Annotated in this window: 22 protein-coding genes and 1 tRNA gene; 6 read left to right on the top strand and 17 right to left on the bottom strand. The window is 40.0% G+C overall.

The window, feature by feature from the left end; genetic code table 11:
• Window positions 1-262: 262 nt before the first annotated feature.
• The 6 genes from eno to PQ456_RS00745 all read right to left on the bottom strand — a co-directional run bounded on the left by eno (window position 263) and on the right by PQ456_RS00745 (window position 7,534).
• Window positions 263-1,567: a phosphopyruvate hydratase gene (gene eno, locus PQ456_RS00770; RefSeq protein WP_204826913.1), complete on the bottom strand. Its 1,305-nt coding sequence runs from the start codon at window positions 1,565-1,567 to the stop codon at window positions 263-265.
• A gap of 81 nt (window positions 1,568-1,648) precedes the next feature.
• Entirely contained in the window at window positions 1,649-3,193 is a 1,545-nt protein-coding gene (gene gpmI, locus PQ456_RS00765) for a 2,3-bisphosphoglycerate-independent phosphoglycerate mutase (protein WP_273614398.1), read from the bottom strand.
• Window positions 3,194-3,946 (bottom strand): triose-phosphate isomerase, encoded by a 753-nt coding sequence (gene tpiA, locus PQ456_RS00760; protein WP_204826911.1) that lies wholly within the window; start codon window positions 3,944-3,946, stop codon window positions 3,194-3,196.
• Window positions 3,947-4,050: 104 nt separating this feature from the next.
• The gene (locus tag PQ456_RS00755; RefSeq protein WP_273614397.1) at window positions 4,051-5,232 is read right to left on the bottom strand and encodes a phosphoglycerate kinase; all 1,182 of its coding nucleotides are present in this window, start codon (window positions 5,230-5,232) and stop codon (window positions 4,051-4,053) included.
• A gap of 134 nt (window positions 5,233-5,366) precedes the next feature.
• Entirely contained in the window at window positions 5,367-6,371 is a 1,005-nt protein-coding gene (gene gap, locus PQ456_RS00750; RefSeq protein ID WP_273614396.1) for a type I glyceraldehyde-3-phosphate dehydrogenase, read from the bottom strand.
• Between the two features lie 131 nt (window positions 6,372-6,502).
• Window positions 6,503-7,534 (bottom strand): sugar-binding transcriptional regulator, encoded by a 1,032-nt coding sequence (locus tag PQ456_RS00745; RefSeq protein WP_069325818.1) that lies wholly within the window; start codon window positions 7,532-7,534, stop codon window positions 6,503-6,505.
• A 250-nt stretch (window positions 7,535-7,784) separates the two neighbouring features.
• Between PQ456_RS00745 and PQ456_RS00740 the strand changes: the two genes are divergently transcribed.
• Window positions 7,785-7,859, top strand: a tRNA-Arg gene (locus PQ456_RS00740).
• Between the two features lie 357 nt (window positions 7,860-8,216).
• Window positions 8,217-8,813, top strand: a complete 597-nt coding sequence (gene clpP, locus PQ456_RS00735) for an ATP-dependent Clp endopeptidase proteolytic subunit ClpP (protein ID WP_273614395.1) — start codon at window positions 8,217-8,219, stop codon at window positions 8,811-8,813.
• 158 nt (window positions 8,814-8,971) lie between these two features.
• Here clpP and PQ456_RS00730 read toward each other — a convergent pair whose 3' ends face one another.
• Complete coding sequence (locus PQ456_RS00730; protein WP_273614394.1) at window positions 8,972-10,129, bottom strand: PdaC/SigV domain-containing protein; 1,158 nt, start codon at window positions 10,127-10,129, stop codon at window positions 8,972-8,974.
• Window positions 10,130-10,484: 355 nt separating this feature from the next.
• Window positions 10,485-11,246: an SIMPL domain-containing protein gene (locus tag PQ456_RS00725; protein WP_273614393.1), complete on the bottom strand. Its 762-nt coding sequence runs from the start codon at window positions 11,244-11,246 to the stop codon at window positions 10,485-10,487.
• Between the two features lie 294 nt (window positions 11,247-11,540).
• Between PQ456_RS00725 and PQ456_RS00720 the strand changes: the two genes are divergently transcribed.
• Window positions 11,541-12,002 carry a stalk domain-containing protein gene (locus PQ456_RS00720; RefSeq protein WP_273614392.1) on the top strand — a complete coding sequence of 154 codons (462 nt, stop codon included), beginning with the start codon at window positions 11,541-11,543 and terminating at the stop codon, window positions 12,000-12,002.
• A 72-nt stretch (window positions 12,003-12,074) separates the two neighbouring features.
• Here the strand turns inward: PQ456_RS00720 and PQ456_RS00715 are convergent, their stop codons facing one another.
• The 8 genes from PQ456_RS00715 to PQ456_RS00680 form a co-directional block, all read right to left on the bottom strand.
• Entirely contained in the window at window positions 12,075-12,344 is a 270-nt protein-coding gene (locus PQ456_RS00715) for an HPr family phosphocarrier protein (RefSeq protein WP_069325823.1), read from the bottom strand.
• A 148-nt stretch (window positions 12,345-12,492) separates the two neighbouring features.
• Window positions 12,493-13,431, bottom strand: a complete 939-nt coding sequence (gene whiA / locus PQ456_RS00710) for a DNA-binding protein WhiA (protein WP_204826904.1) — start codon at window positions 13,429-13,431, stop codon at window positions 12,493-12,495.
• Window positions 13,432-13,436: 5 nt separating this feature from the next.
• On the bottom strand, window positions 13,437-14,429 hold the full coding sequence (locus PQ456_RS00705) for a gluconeogenesis factor YvcK family protein (protein WP_273614391.1): 993 nt from the start codon (window positions 14,427-14,429) through the stop codon (window positions 13,437-13,439).
• A 12-nt stretch (window positions 14,430-14,441) separates the two neighbouring features.
• Window positions 14,442-15,335 carry an RNase adapter RapZ gene (gene rapZ / locus PQ456_RS00700; protein WP_204826902.1) on the bottom strand — a complete coding sequence of 298 codons (894 nt, stop codon included), beginning with the start codon at window positions 15,333-15,335 and terminating at the stop codon, window positions 14,442-14,444.
• A gap of 51 nt (window positions 15,336-15,386) precedes the next feature.
• Window positions 15,387-16,334, bottom strand: coding sequence for an ROK family glucokinase (locus tag PQ456_RS00695; RefSeq protein WP_273614390.1), 948 nt, complete (start codon window positions 16,332-16,334; stop codon window positions 15,387-15,389).
• A 303-nt stretch (window positions 16,335-16,637) separates the two neighbouring features.
• Window positions 16,638-17,591 carry a thioredoxin-disulfide reductase gene (trxB, locus tag PQ456_RS00690; RefSeq protein WP_273614389.1) on the bottom strand — a complete coding sequence of 318 codons (954 nt, stop codon included), beginning with the start codon at window positions 17,589-17,591 and terminating at the stop codon, window positions 16,638-16,640.
• 50 nt (window positions 17,592-17,641) lie between these two features.
• On the bottom strand, window positions 17,642-19,021 hold the full coding sequence (locus PQ456_RS00685; RefSeq protein WP_273614388.1) for a tetratricopeptide repeat protein: 1,380 nt from the start codon (window positions 19,019-19,021) through the stop codon (window positions 17,642-17,644).
• Between the two features lie 188 nt (window positions 19,022-19,209).
• Entirely contained in the window at window positions 19,210-20,157 is a 948-nt protein-coding gene (locus PQ456_RS00680; RefSeq protein WP_069325830.1) for a ribose-phosphate diphosphokinase, read from the bottom strand.
• Window positions 20,158-20,396: 239 nt separating this feature from the next.
• On the opposite strand from PQ456_RS00680, the gene PQ456_RS00675 reads away from it, so the two are divergent.
• The 3 genes from PQ456_RS00675 to PQ456_RS00665 all read left to right on the top strand — a co-directional run bounded on the left by PQ456_RS00675 (window position 20,397) and on the right by PQ456_RS00665 (window position 23,600).
• Window positions 20,397-20,918 (top strand): MarR family winged helix-turn-helix transcriptional regulator, encoded by a 522-nt coding sequence (locus PQ456_RS00675; RefSeq protein WP_273614387.1) that lies wholly within the window; start codon window positions 20,397-20,399, stop codon window positions 20,916-20,918.
• 137 nt (window positions 20,919-21,055) lie between these two features.
• Window positions 21,056-22,366: an HlyD family secretion protein gene (locus PQ456_RS00670; protein ID WP_273614386.1), complete on the top strand. Its 1,311-nt coding sequence runs from the start codon at window positions 21,056-21,058 to the stop codon at window positions 22,364-22,366.
• Window positions 22,350-23,600: an ABC transporter permease gene (locus PQ456_RS00665; RefSeq protein ID WP_273614385.1), complete on the top strand. Its 1,251-nt coding sequence runs from the start codon at window positions 22,350-22,352 to the stop codon at window positions 23,598-23,600. The genes PQ456_RS00670 and PQ456_RS00665 overlap by 17 nt, the downstream gene beginning before the upstream one ends.
• A gap of 97 nt (window positions 23,601-23,697) precedes the next feature.
• Here PQ456_RS00665 and hisJ read toward each other — a convergent pair whose 3' ends face one another.
• On the bottom strand, window positions 23,698-24,522 hold the full coding sequence (hisJ, locus tag PQ456_RS00660; protein ID WP_273614384.1) for a histidinol-phosphatase HisJ: 825 nt from the start codon (window positions 24,520-24,522) through the stop codon (window positions 23,698-23,700).
• Window positions 24,523-24,537: the final 15 nt, after the last annotated feature.

The following is a 24,537-nucleotide window of genomic DNA, read 5'->3' as shown; positions in this document are numbered from 1 at the left end:
GTATGTAATAATCGTATAGAAAACAGCATTCTTATTTTAGCATATTTTTCAAGTGAAAAGCAATCTTTTTACTCCGATATGTATGATTAAGTCAGTTTTTGAAGCTTACTCTTCTTTTTTACGTGTTAACATATTCATAATCTTAGCCAACACCTATCTATAAAAAAACAACCACCCGGCATGATACCGGATGGTTGTGATCTATCTTTTGACCTTTGATCATCTTCTTCTAAAAGAATATGAATCCAAAGTTAAAAGTCAATTATTTAGTCAAGCCTCTGTGTGCAGTCAAGTTGTAGAAAGATTTAAGACCATCGTATTTAGCAAGGTCACCCAATTGATCTTCGATGCGAAGCAATTGGTTGTATTTAGCAATACGGTCTGTACGTGAAGGAGCACCTGTTTTGATTTGTCCAGCATTTGTCGCTACAGCGATGTCAGCGATTGTGCTATCTTCGGATTCACCAGAGCGGTGAGAGATAACAGCTGTGTAACCAGCGCGTTTAGCCATTTCGATCGCATCAAATGTTTCAGAAAGTGTACCGATTTGGTTAACTTTAACAAGGATAGAGTTACCAATACCTTCTTCAATACCACGACCAAGACGCTCAGTGTTTGTTACGAACAAGTCGTCACCAACCAATTGAACTTTGTCTCCCAATTTCTCAGTTAACAATTTCCAACCTTCCCAGTCATCTTCAGAACAACCATCTTCGATTGTAATGATTGGGTATTTATCAACCCATGAAGCCATCAAGTCTACGAACTCAGCAGAAGTGTATGATTTACCTTCGCCAGCAAGTTCATATTTACCGTTTTTGTAGAACTCAGTAGAAGCAACGTCCATACCCAAGAATACGTCAACACCTGGTTTGTAACCAGCTTTTTCGATTGCTTCGATAATAGAAGTCAATGCTTCTTCGTTAGATGTGAAGTTAGGAGCGAATCCACCTTCGTCACCTACAGAAGTGCTAAGTCCTTTAGCTTTCAATACAGATTTAAGGCTGTGGAAAATCTCAGCACCTGTACGAAGAGCTTCTTTGAAGCTAGGAGCTCCAACTGGCAATACCATGAATTCTTGAACGTCAACGTTGTTATCAGCGTGCTCACCACCGTTGATGATGTTCATCATTGGTACTGGCAATTGTTTTGCGTTGAATCCGCCCAAGTATACATACAATGGAAGGTCAAGAGCATCAGCAGCTGCACGAGCAGTAGCCATAGATACTGCAAGAATAGCGTTAGCACCCAATTTAGCTTTGTTAGGAGTACCATCCAATTTGATCATTGCTTTATCGATACCCAATTGATCCAAAGCATCCATACCAATGATTTCTGGAGCGATGATTTCGTTAACGTTCTCTACTGCTTTAAGAACGCCTTTACCCAAGTAACGAGATTTGTCTTCATCACGAAGTTCTACAGCTTCATGAGCACCAGTAGATGCGCCAGAAGGAACGATAGCGCGACCCAAAGCGCCAGATTCCAAGTATACTTCAACTTCAACTGTAGGGTTACCGCGGGAGTCAAGAACTTCGCGTGCATAAACATCAGAAATAATAGTCATGGTTAAATGTTCTCCTTTTAAATCGTTATTTTAGATCATACATGATCATTACATTTTAAGTCATATCTTTATAGCGAGCAATTACTTACGGCTGTTGACAATAGATGTACCTGTCATTTCTTCCGGTTTAGGTAATTGTGCAAAATCAAGAATGGTTGGAGCGATATCACCTAAGATACCACCTTCACGCAAAGTAACATTTTTATCTGTGACGATAAATGGTACAGGGTTTGTTGTATGTGCCGTCTGCGGACGACCCAATTCATCAATCTCTGTCTCAGCATTACCATGGTCAGCAGTAATTAGGGCTACGCCACCTTTAGCTAGAATCGCATCTACGACTCTACCTACACACTCATCTGTTGTTTCTACCGCTCTGATTGTAGGCTCTAGCTTACCAGAGTGACCTACCATATCAGGATTAGCAAAGTTCAAAATGATAACATCTTGACGCTCTGCTTCAATCTCAGCAATACAAGCATCTGCTACTTCACGTGCACTCATTTCCGGTTGTAGATCATACGTAGCGACTTTAGGAGAGTTAATCAAGATACGAGTCTCGCCTTCAAGTTCTACATCACGACCGCCACTGAAAAAGAATGTAACGTGCGGGTATTTCTCAGTCTCAGCAATACGCAATTGTTTTTTGCCATGCTGTACTAAGACTTCACCAAGCGTGTTGCTCAGATCTTTAGGGCCATACGCTACCGTTCCACTTACTGTATTGCTGTATGTGGTTAAGCATACATAGTACAGGTTTTGCGGTTGTGCATGTCCACGATCGAATCCTTCAAATGCTTCTTGCGTAAAAGCTTGAGATAATTGAATTGCACGGTCAGGACGGAAGTTCAAGAAGATGATTGAATCTCCATCACTTACTGTACCGACTGGTTTTTCTTCACTATCCACAATAACAGATGGTTCAACGAATTCGTCAAATACTGAATTTTGGTAAGAAGAAGAAATAACGTTTTCTGGATCTTTGAATGCCGGACCTTCGCCAAAAGCGATAGCACGGTAAGCTTTTTCCACACGTTCCCAGCGTTTGTCACGATCCATTGCATAATAGCGACCTTGAACGGTAGCAATTTTACCTACGCCCACTTCTGCTATTTGAGCAACCAATCGTTCCATATAACGTTTACCGCTATCTGGTGATACGTCGCGTCCATCCAAGAATACATGAATCAATACATCATGGAAGTCTTCGCGTTTAGCCATATCCAGTGTAGCGAATAAATGATCGATATGACTATGTACACCGCCATCGGATAACAGGGTGAACACATGCAATTTTTTGCCGTTTGTTTTTGCATTTGTAAATGCGCCAACCAACGCTTCATTTTGGAAAAAGTCTCCATCACGAATCGACTTGGAAATACGAGTCAAATCTTGATATACGATACGGCCTGCACCGATGTTCAAGTGACCTACTTCCGAGTTACCCATTTGCCCTTCAGGCAGACCTACAGCTTCACCGCAAGCAGTTAGTGTAGTGTGTGGGTATTCGCTTAGATATCTATCATAATTCGGTTTTTTCGCTTGAGCAACGCCGTTGCCTTCTACTTCTGCGCGCAGACCGAATCCGTCCATAATGATTAGTGCTACTGGTTTGGGTGCTGACATTTACTTCGCCCCCTCAACGAGCTGAATGTAAGAATCAGGTTGCAAGCTTGCGCCGCCGACAAGTGCGCCATCGATATCGCTTTGTCCCATGTACTCCTTCACATTCTCCGGTTTCACGCTACCGCCGTATTGAATACGAACTGCGTTAGCCACTTCTTCGTTGTATAGACCTTTAACCAATTCACGAATATAAGCGATAACTTCATTCGCATCTTGGGATGTAGAAGATTTGCCTGTTCCGATTGCCCAGATTGGCTCATAAGCGATTACTGTTTCTTTCGCTTGATCTGCACTTAATCCGACAAAAGCACCTTCTGTTTGTACTTTACATACTTCTTTAGTTTGATTAGCTTCACGCTCTTCAAGCTTTTCACCTACACATACGATAGGAGTCAAACCATGACGGAAAGCAGCATGTACTTTTTTATTAACGATTTCGTCTGTTTCAGCAAAATATTGACGACGCTCAGAGTGACCGATGATTACATAGTCCACACCAAGATCTTTCAACATTACACCACTGATTTCGCCAGTGTAAGCACCATTGTCTTCGAAATGAAGATTTTGTGCACCGATTTTGATAGAAGTTCCTTTTACTGCTTCAACCAAAGCAGGAAGATTAGTGAAAGGAGCGCAAATCACGCTTTCTACGCCATCTACTTCTGCTTTGCCTTTGATATCTTCAATAAACGCTTTTGCTTCAGGAACGGTTTTGAACATCTTCCAGTTCCCTGCAATAATTGGTGTTCTCACTGCGATATCACTCCTTCTGTTTGCATAACTACAGTGTTCTGATCAAAGCCACACTGAAGTGCTTTGTACAATCCAAAGCACTCAAATCTATATACATTTTAAACTTATTTATCGTTCAATGCCACAACGCCTGGAAGAGCTTTACCTTCCATAAACTCTAGGGAAGCACCGCCACCTGTAGAGATATGGTCCATTTTATCAGCCAAGCCGAATTTCTCTGCTGCTGCTGCGGAATCACCGCCACCAATGATAGTGTAAGCTTCAGTTGTTGCACATGCTTCTGCTACTGCTTTTGTACCACCAGAGAAAGGTGCGATTTCAAATACGCCCATTGGTCCGTTCCATACAACCAATTTGGAGTTTTTGATTACATCAGCATAAATTTCACGAGTTTTAGGACCGATGTCTACGCCTTCCCAAGCTGCTGGGATTTTATCAATCGTTACGATATCTGTGTTAGCATCTGCGCTGAAATCGTCAGAAACAACGATATCTACTGGAAGATACAATTTTTTACCTAATTTTTTTGCTTTTTCCATGAATCCAAGTACAACATCCAATTTGCTTTCGTCTAGAAGAGATTGTCCTACTTCATGACCTTGAGCTTTGAAGAATGTGTAAGTCAATCCACCACCAATAATGATGTTGTCTGCAAGTGTGATTAGGTTATCGATAACATCGATTTTGTCTTTTACTTTAGATCCACCTACGATTGCTGTGAAAGGACGTTCTGGGCTAGTCAATGCTTTACCCAATACATCTAATTCTTTCTCCATCAAAAGACCAGATACTGCTGGCAAGTGGTGTGCAATACCTTCTGTTGAAGCATGCGCACGGTGAGCTGCACCAAATGCATCATTTACGAATAGATCAGCCAATTCTGCAAAAGATTTAGCTAAGTCTGCATCGTTTTTCTCTTCACCAGGGTAGAAACGTACGTTTTCAAGAACCAAAACGTCGCCCTCTTTTAATTCAGCGATTTTTGCTTTTACTGCATCGCCAATAGCTTCGTCAGCTTTAGCAACCGGTTGACCTAGCAATTCAGATAGACGCTCTGCTTGTGGAGTTAAGCGTAGTGATTCAACCACTTCACCTTTAGGACGACCCATATGACTTGCAAGTACAACTTTTGCACCTTTTTCAACTAGATATTGAATTGTTGGTAAAGTTTCACGGATACGTTTGTCATCTGTAATTTTACCGTCTTCCATAGGTACGTTGAAATCTACACGTACAAATACCACTTTACCTTTTACTTCTACATCACGAACACTTTTCTTATTCATTATATTGTTCCTCCATGCCCTGAATTTTGATTAACGAGCAATTTAAAACAGATATTCATTTAGAAAAAGCGGAAACACAAGAAACCTGTTTCCGCTTTATGGAATTAATATTTATTTCAGTTCACGTAAGATTCTTACGCTTTGTTAGCGAAGTACTCAAGAGTACGAACCAATTGTGCAGTGTAAGACATTTCGTTATCGTACCAAGCTACAGTTTTAACCAATTGGTGGTCACCAACAGTTAGAACACGAGTTTGAGTAGCATCGAATAGAGAACCGAAAGTCATACCTTTGATATCAGAAGATACGATTTCGTCTTCAGTGTAACCATAAGTTTCAGCATCAGAAGCAGCTTTCATAGCAGCGTTAACTTCATCAACAGTAACTTTTTTCTCCAAAATAGTTACCAATTCAGTAAGGGAACCAGTTGCTACAGGAACACGTTGTGCTGCACCATCCAATTTACCTTTCAATTCAGGGATAACCAAACCGATTGCTTTAGCAGCACCAGTTGTGTTAGGAATGATGTTTTCAGCAGCTGCACGAGCACGACGGAAGTCACCTTTAGCATGTGGAGCATCCAAAGTGTTTTGGTCGCCAGTGTAAGCGTGAATTGTAGTCATCAAGCCTTCTACTACTCCGAATTGATCTTGCAATGTTTTAGCCATAGGAGCAAGACAGTTCGTTGTGCAAGAAGCACCAGAGATTACAGTTTCAGTACCATCAAGAATTTCATGGTTTACGTTATAAACGATTGTTTTCATTTCGCCTGTAGCTGGAGCAGAGATAACAACTTTTTTAGCACCAGCTGTTAAATGTTTCTCAGCTGCTTCTTTAGTTGTGAAGAATCCAGTACATTCAAGAACGATATCCACACCAAGATCTCCCCAAGGAAGTTCTTCTGGGTTACGGTTAGCTAGAACTTTTACTTCTTTTCCGTTTACTTTGAAGAATCCGTCATGAACTTCAACTTCGCCGTCAAATTTACCTTGAGTTGTATCATATTTCAACAAGTGAGCCAACATTTTAGCGTCAGTCAAATCGTTAATTGCTACTACTTCAATACCTGCTACATTTTGAATACGACGGAAAGCCAAGCGTCCAATACGTCCGAAACCATTAATACCAACTTTAACCATGAGTTAATTCCTCCTAGAGATAGTGTATTTAATTTATTTCAAGACATACCTTATAAAAGGCATGTCAAGACAACATTATAGAGTAAATCTTGTGTGCCGACTGCTAGACGTTCGAAAATGAAGCAAAAGGACTAGTCTAGTTCTTTCACAATTTCTCTAGCAGCGGCTTCGTCAATGACCAGAATATCTTCCTGACCGAATTTGAGTACAGCATGAATCGATTTGGCTTTGCTACGACCTCCAGCAATACCGATAACCACTTCCGCTTTGGAAATATCATCGAGCTGAAGTCCCATCGTTAACATCTGGTGCACCGTCTCACCCTGTTCATTAAAATAATGACCGAATGATTCAGCAACAGCTCCAGCGGCATGAATTTCTTCCGCTGCCTCGGGTTCAAGTCTACGGCGACGCACCATCTCCATCGCATCTCCAATTCCATGCATGATGATACGTGCTTTACGAATCAGACCGACAATTTCGCGGATATTCTGATCCTGATAAAGCAATTCATAAGCATCTTCACGCAATAAATCTGGAATATGCAACAATCGATATTGTGCGCCTACACGCTTTGCCATAGTGGAAGCAATCGAATTCGCCTGAAATTCCATACTCTCTCCAAGTCCGCCTCTTGCCGGTACGAACCAGGCATTCTTGAGAGGTGCCGGTATGGATGGACTGAGTTGCTCAGCGACTTCAGCTAATGTAAAGCCTCCTGTAACAGCAACGACATCGTCCTCACGGATGACACTGAGCAGCGCTTTGGCTCCTGCTCGTCCAAGCTCTTGCTTAGCCATAATAGATATGTCACTATCACCAGGAACGACAATTACTTGTCTCAACTTATAGAAAGTGCGAATACGTTCTTCCAGATTCGATAATCCAAGCAGTTCCTGAATAATAGGTTCCAGCTCATCAAGCAATTGCTTGCCTGCTTCACTAACCTTCATTCCCGTACTTTCAATCTCAAGTAACCCTTGCGATTTGAGAAGATCGGTCTCTGCACGTAAGACGCGTTCAGTCATATTAAGCGATGTGGCGAGTGATCTTCTTCCAACCAGCCCTACCATCATAACCTGATGCAGAATCGTATATCTTTTTTTGAGTACTTCGGTGAGATCGGGCAGAAGCTGCTTTTGTATTTCTAATATTTTCCGCATGCATTCCACTCCTGCAACTTATCTCGCTCAGTGTTCATTATATCCGCGATTCTTAATGGACTCAAAATGTCCCGGCATAACTTTTTAAGTCCCACGTCTATCTTAACCAATTTTTCATGCAGAAGCAAGTTTTTAACACAACTATTCTGTGAGAGGTTGATGTTATCGTTTTTATCCGTGATTTCCTCCCAAGCCAACTTGCTTTTTATAGGTAGATATCCTATAATCAATCGTACTGCTGTTTTGATGTGCGCCCGTGGTCCAATGGATATGACGTAGGCCTCCGAAGCCTGAGATCCAAGTTCGATTCTTGGCGGGCGCGCCATTTATATTTTTTATTTCATTATCTTTTTTACATAAGTAATCGGTATGATCGAATGCCTTTTGATATGTTCTATCATATCTAAGAACTATTTGCGCAACATTAAGTGATTGACTTATAAATGCAGAACACCCTTTAACCAGCCTATGCTGGTTATTTTTATACCCAAATTTGGGTTGCCCTCTTCTTCATTAACCGATTTTACTGATGTTCCTACACTTTTGGTCAGGATAGTTTGACTTTCTTTGACTTTTGATTCGAATTATCCTATAATGTGGTAAGAACAATGAGTATCTTCTAATACAATATTTGATCTATAATTAATCTATTATGATGTACAACTTTGAAGGAGGGTTTCTAGTGAGTTATATTCCAATGGTCGTTGAACAAAGCAGTCGTGGAGAACGTGCCTATGACATTTACTCTCGTCTGTTAAAAGACCGCATTATTTTTCTAGGTTCTGAAGTTAATGATGTTGTAGCTAACGCGATTATTGCACAAATGCTGTTTCTGGAAGCCGAAGACCCGGAGAAAGACATCCACCTATATGTTAACAGTCCAGGCGGTTCGATCACTGCGGGGATGGCTATTTACGATACAATGCAATTTATCAAAGCTGATGTATCTACTATCTGTGTAGGTATGGCTGCAAGTATGGGTGCATTCTTGCTTAACGCTGGTGCTAAAGGTAAACGTTTTGCTTTGCCTAACAGCGAAATCATGATTCACCAACCACTTGGTGGCGCACAAGGACAAGCAACAGATATCGAAATCCGTGCTCGTCGTATTCTTAAAATGCGCGACAAATTGAACAAAATTCTAGCTGATCGCACAGGTCAACCGTTGGAACGTATTGAAAAAGATACAGACCGCGATTACTTTATGACTGCTGCTGAAGCACAAGAATATGGCATAGTTGATAAAGTGATTGAAAATACACCTCCACAAGGGGTATAATTTTACTCCAGCATGCTGGAACAACACGCGAAAAAGCCTCCGGGATATAAACCGGAGGCTTTTTTGTATTCTTTTTTATAATAGTCAGTCTAATAACTGCTACATTTACTTCATAATATTGCAATTACTCTATCATCCGATCACTTATATTATCAAAATTAAGCTTTGTACGCATCCAATGGATTTACACCTGTAGGCAACAATTTTTTAAAAGTAAATGAGAACTCTGGTGTACCTGCTGCATATGGTGCAATTTCGTATTGTTGGAAATAGATTGTTAGTCCACTATCTGTTAAATAATATCCTTGATTAGCAGCAATTCCTTTAAAACTATCTGCAAAGTAAAGATCTTCTTTTTTGATTTCAGCATTAATGACTTTGTCGATGTCTTTACGATAATTGCTATTGGATTTGAGTAGATCACTCAATTGAATTTGCTTGCCGTCTTTCAACGAGAATGTCATTCCCGTTAGCGTAGCCCCGCCGTGTGCACCGCCGAGAAATTCATAGTCGTTTACTAACACACTTAATACACCGTTACGATTATAAGTTACTTTATAACCACTATCTATTTCATATGTCATAGCTGAATCTTTAGGAGGAGCCCCTAATTCTTTAGCTTGTTTTTGTGTTTGTTCCAAATAAGTTTGCGCATGAGCTTTGAAAGCTTTATTAATAGCTACTTCAGCTTCTGAATTGTCCAAACCAGATATGACTGGATATTTAATATTGATCTCTGTATAGCTGTTCGTTTTGGTCGGTTTTAGAGTAGCTGTTGTTAGTTCAATATTATTCATGCCTTCTTTTGTTATATTTACAGTACGTGTAGCACCATTCCATACCGCACGATATCCGAATTGATCTGTAACTGCTTTGATAGCTACATAAGAAGTACCATTGACTATTTTAGCATCATAACTATCTCCAACCGTACTACCATTTAAGGTAACAAATACACCGTCATTTACATCTACTCCTAGAGCAAATGATGCTTTATTTTTGTCTTTGGTCACGGTAACTGTTTTCTCTTTAGCATTGTACGTTACTGTAGCCCCGATTGCTTTGGCTGTGTCTTTTAAAGGAAGTAGCGAACTACCATTTGGACTCACAATCCCTGTTGTAGCGATCGCTTTTCCTTCTACTTGTACATGAATAGCTGATTTAGCAGTAGACGATGTTGCAGCAGCCGCTTGTACTGTATAAGAAGTTCCTGGTAGAACAGCTACCGTTCCTACAGTAGCCATCGTTGTTGCTAACAGAAACGCAGAGATTTTTTTCAAATGTGCTTTAGATGTATTGTTTTGATTCGTGTTCATTCATTATCTCTCCTTTAACATTATGTATCATGTTATATTTGGTTTAACCTTCTTTATTATATCCTTAACATTTATCAAGAGATTTACAAATCACTCAATATCAATTTACAACATAGTCACGATTGCCCTACTAAAAATGATGAAACTGTAAAACATTTTTAGGTTTTTCTGCTGAATATCAAAAAAACGTTTATCTTGCTCATGTAGATATTGAACAAGATAAACGTTTCTAATTTGAGGACTGCTCTGCTTTAGTAAACTTCTACTATACTGAAACGATACGTGGATTTGCACGTATAATTAGTTACAATTCTGATTATTTTGCTCTAATCAGATTCATTCACGCTTCAATCTGTTAATTCATAGCATACTGCACGTTAAGTGTAGCATTCAATTCAATCGTACCTGGCTCAATATTTGTACCGGCAGCATCAGGAGTATCCAGCGCTTTAGCACTTTGTTTTTCCATATATACAACAGGTGGTGCACTTACACCTGGATCACTTACGGACAACAAGCTTCCAAGTGAAAGGTTTGCTGCTTTTGCAATCGATTGAGCTCTTACTTTTGCATTAGACATTGCTTTGGCAATAACTTGCTCTTGATAGGTATCTTCATTTTCGATCCCAAAGCTAACAGAACCGATATTGTTAGCTCCTGATTTAGCAGCAGCATCCAACAATGAACCTAATTTGTCCAAATCACGATAAGTCACTTGCAAACTATGATATGCCGTATAACCTGTAACTTTTTGCGGGTCTTTACCGTTATAATCATAGTTGGGTTGTACATAGAATTGAACACTCTCAATATCCGCGTTTGGAATTTTCCATTCTCCTTTGAGCAAAGTATTCAATTTTGCCATTTTCTCAGCATTTGCTGATTGGGCTTTGGCAGCAGTCGCTGAAGTTGTCTGTACTCCGATCGTTAGATATGAGATGTCTGGTTTGACTGTTAACTTACCTGTACCACTCACATTAATCACACCTGGTGCTGTTGTAACTGCCGTTTCCGCTGCATAAGTTGTATGACTAGGCAGTGCTACAAACGCACTCATACCAGTTAGTAATGTACCTGCGAGCATCAATGAAGCTAGGGATTTACTTGTTCTTTTCATTTTATTCACTCCTTAATTGGTTGTACCTACTAAACGATAAGGAGCAAATAAAAGTTGCATCATTGATTATTTGAGCGATTATGGAGAGAGGAGTTGTTTTTCAAACTCGGCCGAAAAATAGAGAGAGATCAGACAAGAGAGTATGTATTTCACACAACAAGTTGAGCATTGTTCAAGTTCATCGTGACAAGTTAGATTATTTTTTTTATAATCTCATATAATCCCACCATTATGGACTTTAGCGCTATAATGAGTACACGAGATCGGGAATAATAGAATGAGGGGAGAGTCACCATGTCAAAAAACAAATATCTATGGAGTTCCATTTTGCTTATGATGAGTATTCTAATTTTTAATACAACAGCCGTTCAAGCTGCCACTCCAGCCAAGCCGCGTGAAGTGAAGTTAGAATGGAATGGAACACGCCTTCCGCAAAATGGTCTTTTGATCGGTGGTAATACGATGATTCCAGTCGTTATGCTACGTGACTCTATAGGAATGACGTTACGCTATGAATCTGGCGTCAAAACATATACATTATTGCAAAATGATGATCAGCTTGATATGATCATGAGCAATTCTGGCGTAACAATGCGTCTGAATAATCATCAATGGAATGGGCCTGATGCTACAGTGGTCAATGGACGTATGTATATTCCATTTGCTGTATTGCGAGATGGCTTCGGATATCAAAGTTCATGGAATGCGTTTCAATTGAAATTGAACTTTGCTAAAAAAGGCATTTTTCTAAGCTAATTGATGCTAACTATACAAAAAACCGCCACAGCATTCTGTGACGGCGTGCCCTCCATATATGTTATGGGGGGCTTATTGGTTTTCTAATTCTTCTTTGCTTACTAGACTGACTAAAGCGTTTACAGCAGATTCTGAATCTGCGCCTTCAGCACTAATGTATACTTCAGTGCCAGAGCTGATTGCAAGGCTCATAATGCCCATGATGCTTTTAGCATTCACTTTTTTATCATCTTTTTCAACAAAAATCTCTGAAGAATATTTATTCGCTTCCTGTACAAACAATGCTGCAGGTCTTGCGTGTAATCCCGTTTTCAATCGAACAACAACCGGGTGTTTTGTCATGAGATCGTTACCCCCTATAATACATATTCATTACATCTATTGAGCGTGCATACGCAACTCACAGTGTTTAATACCATGTTCATAACACTATACCATTATAGCACGCACCGTACTAGAAAAAAATAAAGCTTACGTGAGATTATTTTATTCAAGCATAGTGTTCATTGCGCATCTTTTCAGCCATCTCGTCTAATTTGCGTAGTCGATGATTGACGCCAGACTTACTGACTCCACCTTTAAGCATTTCGCCTACTTCTTTGAGATTCATATCAGGATGTGCTAGACGAATCTCTGCTACTTCACGCAATTTATCAGGCAATTGTTCAAGTCCAATACGGCGCTGAATAAATTTGATGTTATCAATCTGACGAACTGCTGCACCAATCGTTTTGTTCAAGTTAGCTGTCTCACAATTTACGATACGATTTACGGAATTACGCATATCTCGCATAATACGAACATCTTCGAATTTGAATAGCGCTTGATGAGCTCCGATAATACTCAAAAACTCAATAATTTTTTCGCCTTCTTTGATATACAAAATAAAGCCTTTTTTGCGTTCAATACAGCGAGCATTCAATTCAAATTCATTCGCAAGATCAACAAGCGCCTGGCATTGTTCTTCATACATCGATGCAATCTCCAAATGATACGATGATCCTTCTGGATTGTTCACCGATCCACCTGCCATAAAAGCACCGCGTAAATAAGCACGTTTACAGCAGTTTTTGCGTACCATTTCCGTATTAATGCCCGGGGTAAACATAAATCCTTCAGACACAATTTTAAGTGTAGTCAGAATGCTTTGTACACCCATCGGAATACGAACAATGTAGACATTATTTTTTTTGAGACGCATTTTTTTACGCACCAGTAATTCAGTATGCACAGCAAAATGCTTTTTGATCAGGGAATAGATCCGTCTTGCGATAGCGGCATTTTCAGTAGAAATATCTAAAATCACTTTCTTGTTGGAAATTTGCACTGAACCATTCATCCGTATAAGCGCAGACAGTTCTGCATGTTCACAACAGTCATCAGCCTCTACCATCGTTAATTCTTTTTTCGTCTGCGCCGCAAATGACAATGGACTCACCCTTTCGATAACATAGATTTTTTAACTTGTTCATAAATATGATGACTTAACTTATCTGCATCATGACGAAGATAGGTTCCATAGAGCACCAGTTTGTCTGCAATAACTTTGTACCCGAGCGACTCCACCGTTTCCAGATCCAGGATTACTGGCTTCGCTCCTTGTTCGGCATACCGTTTTTGCATTTTCAAAGGAATAGGATCGTTATTCACAATCACATAATCAAATAAGCGATGACCGACATGCTCATAGATCGCATTCAAATGATCACTTACTGTATAATGATCTGTTTCTCCCGGCTGTGTCATCACATTGCAGATAAATAATTTGAGCGCATTTGAATTCAATATCGCATCTGCAAGCTTATGCACAAGCAAATTGGGCAACAGACTCGTATACAGACTGCCAGGTCCGATCAGAATCGCATCTGCCTGCTGAATAGCGAGTACCGCATCAGGCAATGGTTCTACATGCTCAGGTTCTAAAAAAATGCGTTTGATTTTTTGACCGGCTTCAGGAATCTTCGACTCCCCAGTGACGATAGAGCCATCCTCCATCTCGGCGTGTAGAATAACAGCCTGTTCTGCTGCTGGAAGCACTTGTCCTCGCACAGCAAATACACGACTCAATTCTCGAACAGCAGTCACGAAATCACCCGATATGTCTGTCATTGCTGCCAGAATCAGGTTACCTAAGCTATGACCTGCAAGTCCTTCGCCTTTTTGAAAACGATATTTGAGCATCTCTGATAAAAGAGGTTCTACATCCGCCAAAGCGGTGAGTACATTACGAATATCACCCGGAGGCGGCATTTTTAGTTCGTCTCGAAGAATACCAGAACTTCCACCATCATCTGCTACAGTAACGATAGCTGTAATATCCAGTGGCTTTTCTTTGAGACCTCTAAGCATTACCGACAACCCGGTGCCACCACCCATAACCACGATTCGCGGACGAACCACAGGTAAAGTGGGTTGTGAAATAGACATATCTTTCACTCCTTAATGCCGATCGCGATCAGCATCCCTATGACTAACACGTACAGTTTCTGTTTCGCTTGCGCCAAGCATGCGACCCAGATATTCAGAGATCGCAACAGAACGATGCTTACCGCCTGTACAACCAATGCCTATAATAACCTGGCTTTTGCCTTCATTCCGATAATGAGGGATTAAGAAGTGCAACATATCTAATAATTTAGTCAGAAAAGCTTGTGTTTCTGGCCATTTCATTACATATTCGTACACATCACTATCCTGTCCGGTATGTGGCCTTAGATGGTCAATATAGTGAGGATTAGGTAAAAAACGAACATCGAAAATGAGATCGGCATCAATCGGAATACCATATTTGAAGCCAAATGAAGTTACATTAATCGATAACCGATTGGATTCCAAATGAGAAAAACGAGCAATGATTTTCTCTTTTAATTGAGCAGGCTTGATAATACTTGTATCTATAATCTGAGTCGCAGATGTTTTGAGGTCATCTAACATTTGACGTTCTAAACGGATACCATCCAGCGGCATACCTTCAGGCGCTAGCGGATGCCGGCGTCTGCTTTCTTTATACCGCTGAACCAGTACCGAGTCGCTAGAATCCAAAAATAATATTTCAGAATGAATCGTATAGTGGTTTTTGATATAGCTTAGGGATTCAGACAGAGCAGCAAAAAATTCACGTCCACGTAAATCAATTACAAGTGCAACTTTACCGATTTTACCATTGGATTGCTCTATTAATTCAGCGAACTTCGGAATAAGTACAGGTGGCAAATTATCTACACAGAAGAATCCAAGATCTTCAAGACTCTGTACAGCAATCGTTTTGCCTGCTCCAGACATTCCGGTAATAATGATCATTGTTGCTGTCGATGAATTTTCGCTTTTGCTCATGCTCAAGTACCCTCCCTTTAACGACTCTAGACGTTGATATGATAGTTATAATTAACGCAACAATAGACCTGCTGCTCCAACAATCCCTGCATCGTTACCAAGCTTCGCAGGAATAATTTCTACTCCACGTTGCAACGGTTCAGGTGTCAATTCAGCAAACACTCTACGGATTTCATTGAACAAAATATCGCCAGCTTTGGACACACCGCCACCGATAATAAAGCGTTCTGGATTCAATGTTGCTGCTACTGCAGCCATCGATTTACCCAAGTAAAAAGCAGCCCGATTGATAATACGGATACTCACTTCGTCGCCTGCTTTGGCTGCATCAAAAATATCTTTTGCCGATACTTTTTCGATTGCAGATAAAGAAGTATGGTCGCCACGTTCTACTGCTTCTACTGCCATACGTACAATACCTGTTGCAGAAGATACCGTTTCAAGACAGCCCATTTTGCCACAACCACATTTAATCGCTTCCAAATCAGGCACAACAGAAATATGACCGATCTCTCCTGCTAATCCTGAAAATCCTTGATAAATATGGCCATTCACAATAATACCGCCACCTACACCTGTACCTAATGTGTAACAGACGCAATCGGTAATGCCTTTACCTGCTCCACTCCAAGCTTCGCCCAGTGCAGCTACGTTAGCATCATTATCGACACGAATCGTTTTGCCTAAACGTTCTTCCAAAATAGCACGGATCGGCACATTCTGAAAATTGATGTTAGGAGCCATCAAAATAACGCCAGCACGCACATCGGTGAAGCCAGCAACACCAGCTCCAACACCTACGACTTGATCCCACTCATACGGCGATTGCTCTACGATATAACGTACATATTTTTCAATATTCCCGATAACCGCATCTGAGCTTTTTTCTTTTTCAGTCGGACCTTCGTACGTATGGAGCAATTCTCCTTCTTGATTGCAGATACCTACTTTAATAGCTGTGCCGCCAAGATCAACACCAATATAAATATTTTCAGACATATGACCGATCCACCTTTTCCATTCAAAATTTAATAGTTCGTGATTTATAAAATCTCTAACCATTACTATGATTATACGTAATTGTATCATCCTTTGAGTGATTCGAAAGTAAACAAAATGATGACTTTTTGTCATAGGAATATGATTAGGTTTGGATATATAAGATAGAACATGCTTCTGATGAATGTACGTATCCCACTATAAGCGAACCTTAGACTCTGGTCAAGCGAACCCGTGGCTCTGTTGTCTTGTCTAATACCGCCAAAAAGGGAGCCATCATGGCTCCCTTCTCCATTGGTGTTCTTACTCGTTCAGTGATTCGCTCCAGTCGTGTACCATACTGCCTTCAAGATACTTCTCACAATCCATTGCCGCCATACAGCCACTACCTGCTGCTGTGATCGCTTGACGATAACGTGTATCTTGCACATCACCACAAGCGAATACACCCGGGATATTGGTTTCTGTTGTGCCTGGAGTGACCATAACATAACCATGTCCGTCAGTATGAATTTGCTCGCCCAAGAAACCGGTATTCGGTGTATGACCGATCGCTACGAATACGCCATCTGCTTCAATGATTTCTTCTTGTCCTGTTTCATTGTTTAGCACTTTTAGACCTTTAACACCCATACCATCCGCTACTACTTCAACCGGTTTGCGGTTTAATTGCCATTTGATTTTAGGATTGTCTTGTGCACGATCTTGCATGATTTTGGAAGCACGTAGTTCATCACGACGATTGACTACTGTTACTTCTGTCGCAAAACGAGTTAAGAAGCTTGCTTCTTCCATCGCTGAATCGCCGCCACCGACAACAATTAGTTTTTTACCACGGAAAAAGAATCCATCACAAGTCGCACATGTACTTACACCGCGTCCTACATTATCTTGCTCGCCTGGAATACCCAAGTATCTTGCAGAAGCACCTGTAGAAATAATAACAGACTCAGCTTCTAACTCGCCCATGCCTTCTACTTTTATTTTGAAAGGACGTTGAGAAAGATCTACATTTTCTACCCATCCTGATTTGAATTCTGCACCAAAACGTTCTGCTTGCTTACGCATGTTGTCCATTAATTCCGGTCCCATAATACCTTCTGTAAAGCCCGGGAAATTTTCTACTTCTGTAGTTGTAGTTAATTGTCCACCTGGTTGTAAACCTTCAATAATCAAAGGTTGTAGATTTGCACGAGCCAAATAAATAGCTGCTGTTAATCCAGCAGGTCCTGTACCAATAACGATTGTTTTATACATAAATAGAAAACCTCCTTGATGTAGTTAAAAGTATAGTTATCACACATAAACTAATCTAAAACAGATAGATTCGATACCGTAGACTCTGTGTCTACTCTAAAATAATCGGCAGATAATGCCTGTGTATTTACACTTTGCCGTAATACGCGTTTTATTTCTGTACGTAACCGATCTGAAATCTGTGGTTCCTGTAATAAATGACGTAAAGCTTGATACACTTCTTCATTATCATCTAATACATACGATTCAATCGCACGTAGCTGTTGTTGTTCATTGCCATGCGCTAAAATATGGAGCAATTGAATATGTGTAGGTTCTGCATACATATAATTTTCTATATTCACTCTAGCATGAGCTGCACTTTTGGGCTGAAATGACAACTGATAATGATAAGATGGCATCAACTTGCCAAGCTTAATCTGTTCCACATGTTCCATATAAAATGATGGTACTTCAGCCTCCGGTTCAAAACGCAAAATCATACTCCATAACTTGCGAGCTTCATCTATTTTGTGCAAATGACATGCTGCTGTTGCCGCATAATGATACAGCGCCCATTGATGAACAGATTCTTGCTGTTTGATCAGCTTGCGAAAATAAGTATACGCTAATTCATGATCACCTAACATTCCAAGTGTTGTAGCTAGCTTTAACAAATGCTCCTGTTGAAAAGGAATAATACGTGTTAACACGTCGATTTGTTGTTTCACTTGCTCGGTCTGTCCTAGATGTTGCATCAAAATCGCCTGATTACATAACCCATGAAGATTATGCGGATCACGCATGAGCACTTCTTCAATCTGTAGAGCTGCTTCGGTCATTTTGCCCTGATAGTACAGCGCAATAGCTAGATGATTACGTGCTGTATGAAGATCGGGTTGCACTTTTATAATCTGCTCAAACTGTTCAGCCGCTTCTACAAACTGCCCTTGCTCCAATAAGCTTTGTGCCGCATCATAATCATTAACAGGTAATTTCGTATCATGATTCGTACTTGATGAACGCTTCAATTCTTTGTGTAATAACTCCATCATTTCTCCAGCTTCATCTAGAAATTGACCGTCTTTGTCCAATTCTAAATAAGTTAGCAATGATGCTTCTGCTTGTTCAAAGTGACTCATATTGGCATAATTATTCGCCATATAGAAATGACATTCAACCATAGCAGGATCAACTACGTCCAGAATATTAGCAAGCACTTGATTCGAAGCTTCATAATTACCTATCTCTGATAATATACCCGCCATATTGCAATGATTCACAGGATTGTTAGGTTCATATTCAACAGCTTTTTCAAAATACTTCAATGCCTTGTCATAACGATGACGGTCTAATGAACGGACAGCTCTTTCAAAAAAGAAATTAGCATCCCAATGAAGCGAGATGACTTTACGTTCATCTTCTCCTACTTTTCGCTTATAATCATTCACCGGATCAAGGCACCTCCTTTGTTTCTATACCACTTTTATCAATAGTTAATCATATATTTAAAATTAGCCGACTATGAGTTGGGAAGTAAAAATTCTTATCGGATAAGTATATCATATCCCAGAAGCACACTAAAGCTACGACCCTAAACTATTCATAGTTACTTCTTTTTTGTCATATTCACGTGAGATCAAATACCTGCATCACTGAACAATGTAGCGATAGATCCGCCTTCCATGATGATGCGCACAGCATGCGCAAGCATTGGAGAAACCGATAATACAGTTAAGCGATCAAGATGTCCTGGTGGCAAGCTGATCGAATCGGTCACAACCAGTTCACGAATATACGGATGATCTAGACGTTGCAAAGCCGCTCCTGAAAAAAGACCATGTGTCGCACAAACGATCACTTCTTTGGCTCCGCGTTCTTTGAGACTTTCGACCACATTAATAATCGTTGTACCTGTATCGATCAAGTCTTCGATAATAATAGGCGTTTTGCCTTCTACATTACCGATCACATGGGTAATTACCGATTCATTATGCGCTGGACGCTTTTTGATCATCATCGCAAAAGGCGAATCCAGACGATTGGCTAACTTTTCTGCCATCGAAGCTCGACCTGCATCTGGAGATACGACAACAGCGTCTTCTATTTTTTTCGTTTTGAGATATCCACTGATCAGATCAAGAGCAGTCAGATGATCAACAGGAATATTGAAAAATCCTTGAATCGCAGACGCATGTAGATCGATCGTAATCACACGATGCGCGCCTACTGTTGTCAGAACATCAGCAACCATTTTGGCAGAGATCGGCTCACGGGGAGCTGACTTGCGCTCTTGTCTTGCATATCCATAATACGGAACAATAATATTGATTGTTCTTGCAGAAGCACGTTTAGCCGCATCGATCATCACTAAGAGTTGGACAAACATTTCATTGATTGGATGTGATAATGATTGCACTAGAAACACATCCATATTACGAATACTTTCTTCATAATGAACATAGGTTTCGCCACTTTTGAATTGAGATAATTTGATTTTGCCTAGTTGTACACCCAGTCGTTCGGCGATCTGAGCTGCTAACTCCGGGCAAGATGATCCTGAGAAAATACGTAATTTATCTTTCATAAGCGCCTCCTATTTCATATCCAGACTCCGTCCACTCAACATTATATTATCGGTAGTTACAGACAGATTATTTATTTCTATCATACCGTAAACCTGTATAAAGCGTTAAAGAAAACGGTATTCTGAAACTTTCATAAAATTTTCTTGACGAAATATAGTACGGAACCGTACAATATGATAATCAAGTACAAGCAGTTATTATGCAAATATATGTCCTGCCCTAAAGAAAGGTGAAGAAAATGTCGATAATAGATTCATCTGATGATCATGTTCCATCAGAAGAGATGGATAAATTAAGCGAATTAAGTAAATTATACCCTGATTTCAATATCGATTGTATGCGGACTTCGATTTTATTGATTCGCACTTCGCATGAAATATTTAACGAAACATCAACTTTACTTGCTAGACATGGATTATCGCCTAGTAAAATGCGTATTTTAGTCCCATTGCTGTTACGCAAAAAGCCGCTGTTGCCTTCTGATCTTGCTGAATATTCAGGTGTAACACGTTCAACAATGACCGGACTTATTAACGGTTTGGAAAAAGATGGACTTATTCGACGGGGTGCACATGAAGATCGCCGGATGACATCTATTCATTTAACCGATGAAGGCAAACAATTGATTCATAGTACGCTTCCTGTATATATGGAACAGATTAATCAATTAATGTCTCATATAACCGAGGATGAGCAAAAAGTATTACACCGTTTATTGTACAAGATTCAAGCAGGACTAGAAACATCTAAACAAGGTTAACTTTTTTTTTGGCAAAGTAATACGGAACCTTACTATCAGCCCCCGTACCATATCTTTTTAAGATAATTACGATGCGATAGTTTGAATTTAATGTTAAAAAAATAATATTTAATTTATGAAGAACAGGAGCACAAAAAGTGAAAATTGCAAAACTAATTCCTATTATTGTATTAATTGCTGCCCTCGGTATAGGTGGATACTTACTGACTATGCATGGTAAAGACGCTGTTTCAATGGCTGCTCTCAAAAAAGAAGGTGTCCTCACTATAGATACGGTGAACAGTTCATTTGAAGGACAATCTGGTAAATTAAGCTCGGTTAAAGTCATTGAAGAACAACATGTTAAAAAAGGACAAGTGTTGATGACGCTTGATACAAATGATATTAATTTGCAAATCAAAGGAATCAAAGAACAAATGTCTCAAATTGATGTGCAGATCAGTCAAGCTAAAAGCTCTTTATCCAGTCAAGCTAACAAATTAGCAGAACAAGAAGCAAATGCTAAATTAAATATTCAAGCTGCTCAATTAGCTGAGACACAAGTTAATCAAGGCGCACGTGCTGAAGATATTACCAGCCAAGAAATCGCTGTTGATTCAGCTAAAAAATCTGTAGAAATTGCTAACAATTCAGTAACTTCTGCTCAAACTGCTGTATCGGCTGCTCAACAAGCTGCTGATTTTGCACAAACAAGCTTTGATCGTAACAAATCGCTTTTCGATAATGGATTAGCAACTCAAGCAAGTGTAGATAGCGCTCAAAATGCTGTCGATACGGCTAATAAACAATTACAAAGCGCACAAGATCAATTAGCAACTGCGCAAAAACAAGTAGAACTTACAGGTAATCAAGTAAAAGCTCAAGAAACAGCACTTGAGAAAATGAAAAATGGTGCTACTGCTGAAGATCGTGAACAAGCGCATCTGAAAGTAGAACAAGCTCAACAAGCGCTAAAACAAATTCAACAAGGTCAAGAAGATATCAGTAACGGTAAGTACAATATCGAATTATTGCAAAAACAAAAAGATTCTTTACAAATCAATATGGATACATTGAATGTGCAAAAAAATCGTCGTGTACTTAAAGCGGCTGTAGATGGTAAAGTCACTCGTGTTGTGCCAAAAGTAGGCGAAAACGTATCTGCGGGTACACCGGTAGTCGTGATCGAGACAGGTAAATTGTATTATGATCTATACGTTGGCGAAGAAAACATCAAAGCGTTTAAAGCTGGCTCTAAAGTGAAAACAGATGTTATTTCACTCAACAAAGATGTACAAGGAACTGTTCGTTATATTACTTCTGCACCACAGTATGCTGCTCTACGTATGAGTCGTGAAAAAGGTCAAGCCGACACTACTTCTTTCATTGTGCGTGTCGATGTGAAACGCACATCTGAATTGCTGCCGGGAATGACGGTGGAGGTTCTAACCAATGAAAGCAATTATTGATGAATTTAAGCTCATACTGAATGGTAAATTTATTTTTATTATCGTTATTGCTCCATTGATTATTTCAGCCGCTTTTGGTTATGTTTTCAAAAACAATCAGTTAAATGAAGCTCCTGTTGCTGTGGTCGATATGGATCACAGCACATACAGTCAACATTTGATAGAACAACTTAATGCTGATCAGTATATCGATATTAATTACATTACGTATAACTACACTGATCCCAATGACTTTTTATATAACGAAAAATATTTAGGTGTTATTTATTTGCCAGCAGGTCTGGAGAAAGCCCGTGCTCAAGGAAATCAAAGTAATATTGGATTCTATGTAGATACCGCTTTGTCTACAGCAACTGCTAGCTTGCGTACAGGGGTTACCGAGGTGATTACAGCAGAGAACTCTACTGCTTCCTCTGGTAAGCTTGTAGCGATGGGACTGAACGCTACACAGGCAACAAATTTATCAACTGGACTGAACTTGCAGACTCGATTACTGTATAACCCGACCAACAATATGTTAATGAGTTCGGTTATCGGATTTGTAAATACAGTATTTCTATCTATTCTGGGTGGTGCTACTTTAGCGATTGTACCTCGTCTACGTGAGCAAGGTTTACTTGCAGGCATGGTACAGAAACCGCTCAGTATCGTTTTTCGAGTCATCCCTTACTCTTTGATAGCAACAGCCTCAATGTATCTGGTTATGGGCTGTCTGAAGCAAGTAGGTGGGTTACGATTTGAAGCGAATGTATTTCAATTATTTATTCCATTCATTATGTATACAATCGCGTTATCCTTGTTATGTATGATGGTCGGTTGGAATGCTTCTTCTCCTGCTAAAGCAGCAGGTCGAATCACGATGATTCTATTACCATCGTTTATTCTAAGTGGTGCGCAGATTCCGGTTGCTTTGTTACCACCTATTTTGCAACAAGTCAGTCATGCGTTACCTCTATCCTGGCATTTTAAATTTTTACGCGGACTTGGTTTCCGTGGTGGCGATTTGAAATACTTTTCACAGGAGATAGGTGGATTCTTGATTCTGATCACTTGTATTTTGTTCGTGATCTTCTTATTGATCTTGAACGAACGTCGTAAAGCACGTAAAGCAGAACGCGAAGGATTAAATACGACTCCAGATGAGCCTACAACAGTGGTTTCATCGGATGTTAATAGTACAACGACTGATTCTTCTGCTACATTACCTTCAGGTGGCAAACCACAAAAAATATAATCATGATCTCAAATTCATTTTTCATCAATAAGCGTATCTTTTACGCTTTATTCAAAAAAGCCCTTTGCACTGCTATGCAGTCAAAGGGCTTTTTTTATTATCCATGTAAAAGCACAAAAGAACGTTGCCGTTGTTCAAATACTGCTAATTGCTGTACACCTAGTTCTTGCAACAAAGCTCTTGCTTCATCCAAGTGATCACTTAATTTTAAAGGATCATGAGCATCTGAACCAAGTGTCAGCGGGATATCCAGCGCAATCGCTTGTTGTACAATCCGACGACTTGGAAAAATTTCTTTACACACTTTCGATAGACCGGACGAATTAAGTTCCATCACCATATCGGCTTTTTTCACTGCTTGTAGTGCCATATCTTCAAGAGCTATACGTTCCTCTGTCTCTTCTGGCAACGGCACATAGCCAAAGCGCTTAATCACATCCAAGTGCCCGACAATATCATAAAATCCTGTCGCACAGGCTTTGCCGATAGCATCATAATACTGCCGATATACGTCCAGTACATGCTTGCCTTCCCAACCCTGAGTCTGCCGAAAATCGGAAATATCCCATTCACCTAGAAAATGAACCGACCCAATCACATAGTCAAAAGGATATTGATTTAGAATATTCTGAATCATTTCTTCATATCCTTCTATATAATCAGCTTCTAAGCCTACTTTGATATCTATCTGATCACGGTACTTTTCTTTGAGCATCAGACATTCTTCAACATAACGAGGTAATTCATCCATCGGCATAGCCATTTCAGGATAATACGTTGCAGGATCGACATGAATCAATGGCAAATGATCTGATAACCCTAGTTGGGACAATCCGATCGCTATACCGCGCTGCACATACTCTTCAAGTTCACCCACTGCATGTCCACAGCGTACATGGTGTGTGTGATAATCTATTAGCATAGACTTTCGCCTCCG

The sequence above is a fragment of the Paenibacillus kyungheensis genome (assembly GCF_028606985.1).
Taxonomy (GTDB): domain Bacteria; phylum Bacillota; class Bacilli; order Paenibacillales; family Paenibacillaceae; genus Saccharibacillus; species Saccharibacillus kyungheensis.
The sequence above is the reverse complement of the archived record's forward strand: the minus strand, read 5'-3'. Positions and strand labels throughout refer to the sequence as shown.